The organism is Methanoregula sp., assembly GCF_049690535.1.
GTDB lineage: Archaea > Halobacteriota > Methanomicrobia > Methanomicrobiales > Methanospirillaceae > Methanoregula.
The window spans coordinates 1-2,493 of record NZ_JBAVMX010000132.1; the positions used below are offsets into that span (position 1 = coordinate 1).

Annotated in this window: 5 protein-coding genes; 2 read left to right on the forward strand and 3 right to left on the reverse strand. The window is 55.6% G+C overall.

Features of this window, described 5'->3' with window-relative positions; genetic code table 11:
• Positions 1-452: flippase-like domain-containing protein (locus tag WCE46_RS10545; protein ID WP_424733681.1), on the forward strand; the 452-nt coding region annotated here is incomplete at its 5' end.
• Positions 453-527: 75 nt separating this feature from the next.
• Positions 528-977 (forward strand): bifunctional nuclease family protein, encoded by a 450-nt coding sequence (locus WCE46_RS10550; protein ID WP_424733682.1) that lies wholly within the window; start codon positions 528-530, stop codon positions 975-977.
• Between the two features lie 36 nt (positions 978-1,013).
• Here the strand turns inward: WCE46_RS10550 and hisE are convergent, their stop codons facing one another.
• From hisE to WCE46_RS10565, 3 genes are all read right to left on the reverse strand, one after another.
• A complete protein-coding gene (gene hisE, locus WCE46_RS10555) occupies positions 1,014-1,328 on the reverse strand; it encodes a phosphoribosyl-ATP diphosphatase (protein ID WP_424733683.1) in 315 nt (104 codons plus the stop codon).
• Complete coding sequence (locus tag WCE46_RS10560) at positions 1,325-1,768, reverse strand: NusA-like transcription termination signal-binding factor (protein ID WP_424733684.1); 444 nt, start codon at positions 1,766-1,768, stop codon at positions 1,325-1,327. Before WCE46_RS10560 ends, hisE begins: the two co-directional genes overlap by 4 nt.
• A gap of 162 nt (positions 1,769-1,930) precedes the next feature.
• A partial coding sequence (locus WCE46_RS10565; RefSeq protein WP_424733685.1) for an SIMPL domain-containing protein occupies positions 1,931-2,493 on the reverse strand: 563 nt, incomplete at its 5' end.

A 2,493-nucleotide genomic window follows, 5' to 3' on the forward strand; every position in this document is an offset into this window, starting at 1 on the left:
CGCGCTTCTTTACCCGCAAATGGGAACCGGCACGGGTCGCGGAACTGCTCGACCGTATAGAAAAAGAGATCGTAAATTTCCATGCCGCCGTGCTCAAATTTGTCAGGACGGCAAAATCCGGCCTTGCCTGGGGGATGGTCTTTACCCTGCTCTACTGGGTCTCGGAGATCGTGACCGCCTCCCTGATCCTCATGGGCCTAGGACAGCCGCCGCTCTTCTTTGAGTCATTTGTGATCCAGCTCATCCTTGCCATCTTAATGATGATACCCCTGACACCGGGCAGTTCCGGTATCGCCGAGGTCGGGGCAACCTCCATGTACGCCCTCTTTATCCCGGCCTCCATCGTCGGGATTTTCGTTGTCATCTGGCGGATCGTACTCTACTACTTCAATATCGCCCTCGGCATCATATCGAGCCTCATCATCGTCAGGCGCGAGTCCGGTAACCAGTAATGGCCCGGTCGACACGGTCCTGCCACGCAGACCTCAACTCTTATCATACGGCAGGGTAATGTCTCCTGCACGGACATGCAGCAGGTCAGGTGCCAGGTCAGGGGTGTGTTTGTGGCTATAAACGATGCGGCCACCGTACCGGTAGTGGTGCTGACCGATGGCACCGGGCGCCTTATGCCAATCTTTGTCGGGCTCTGGGAAGCGGTCTCCATCAACAACGCACAGAATAACGTGGTACCGCCCCGGCCGCTCACGCACGACCTGTTCCTGGATCTCATGGAGCGTTTTTCGATTGGTGTCCATCACCTCCAGATAGACAGTGCCGACGAAGGCGTGTATTTTGCACAACTCGTCCTTGCAGCGGACGGTCGCGAAGAGTGTCTCGACTGCCGCCCGAGCGACGGGATCGCGGTCGCCCTGCGTGCCGGTGCCCCCATCTTTGTCGATGAAGAACTGCTTGCGGCCGCAGAACAGGGAGAGGGCATCCCGGAAATGGTCGATCTCTCCGAGTTCCTGCAGAAATAAGAAGAGGCGCGGGGATCTCTAAAAAAAACTTTTTACTTATTTGCGCCGGCGCTCAAGCTCATCGATAACGTCCTGTAAATCGACGTCTGCGGCGCGGAGCGCGACAAGGATGTGGAAGAAGAGATCCGCCGCTTCCTCGGCTGTCCTCTCCGGCACCCCGTTCTTGACGGCAAGGATAAACTCGGTGGACTCCTCGCCGACCTTCTCGAGTACCTTGTCGATCCCTTTTTTGTCCGTTAAAAGCCGGCTTGTGTACGAACCTTCCGTGGGGTGGGCCGCCCGCTCACAGATGACCTCCCAGAGCTCCCGGATCACCCGGGGATCGACCGGGCCGTTTCCTTCAGGACTCATGCTTCCTCCTGTCCGAGCAGGACTTCCCCGATCTCAAGGCCGCAGAAGCGCCGGCACAGGATGCGCGCTTTCTCGATATTGCAGCCGGCCTTTCCAATTGCGATGCCGAGATCACTTTTCTTGTTGACGAATACGTTGACCGGGCCGTCCCCGGCACCGCGCTCGATCCCCTTCACTTCGGCCGGCTTGAAGATATTGGCAATGAATGCATCCGGCTGCTCGGCATACTCCACCATCTCAATGCGCCGGCCGAGAACGTTCTGGAGCCGTTTTATATTGTCGCCTTTCTTCCCTATCGCAAGTCCCATGTCACCCTGCCGGATCACGTAGATCACCCGGTCGAACCGGTCATCGATCACACAGTCAAGGGCTGTTGACCGGGTAAGAATCCGCAGCTCTTCAATGTACCTTCGCTCTTTAAAGCCGATATTACGCTCCATTTCAAAATCAATCCTATTCTATCCGAAATTTTCCTGATATTCGATACTTGGATATATGCTGATCCGATGGGCCGGATACGTGTACGCTGGCTCAGGAAATAATCACACGCTGCTTGGGTAAAAAAGTTTGTAAAAAAAATTTGGAGATATGCTGATGTACGATCAGCTGATCGTGTAAGTGACAGATACCTGGGCGGAAACGGTAATGTCCCCGGACTGGATGGGTGTCGGAACTGCTGCCGCTTTTGTTGATGAGAACGACTGGGCGTCGTAATTACTGTAGACGACCGGTGTGTATCCCTGGCTGATATCTGCAGTCTGGGTTCCGGTGATGGTGACATTGAGGGCAGCGGCTGCCGTATCTGCATCGGATCTCGCATTTGCGATCGCCTTGGCAAGCGCCTGGCTCCGGAGCACCTGCGCCTGTTCATCGGAGAGCATGAACTGGATGGAGTTCACCTGGTTTGCGCCTGCGGTTACGGCCGTGTCAATGATCTGGCCGGTCATATTGGTATCCTTGAGCGTTACCTGGAGTGCATTTGTCACCTGGTACGTCTTGACATTGCTGGAGAGGATCCCGTTGTTGTTGTCCTGGTAGACCGGCGTGATCGTATAGTCCGTGGTCTTCATCTGGTCGTTTGGAACTCCCGCTGCCGCGAGCGCGTCCATCACGGTATTCATCGCAAGAGCGTTGTTTGCCTGTGCAATCTTGACATCCGGATTGT

Excerpts from the sequence above, each read along its gene's own strand:
- WCE46_RS10550 (WP_424733682.1), top strand. The coding sequence starts at position 528 with ATGCAGCAGGTCAGGTGCCAGGTCAGGGGTGTGTTTGTGGCTATAAAC.
- hisE (WP_424733683.1), bottom strand. The coding sequence starts at position 1,328 with ATGAGTCCTGAAGGAAACGGCCCGGTCGATCCCCGGGTGATCCGGGAG.
- WCE46_RS10560 (WP_424733684.1), bottom strand. The coding sequence starts at position 1,768 with ATGGAGCGTAATATCGGCTTTAAAGAGCGAAGGTACATTGAAGAGCTG.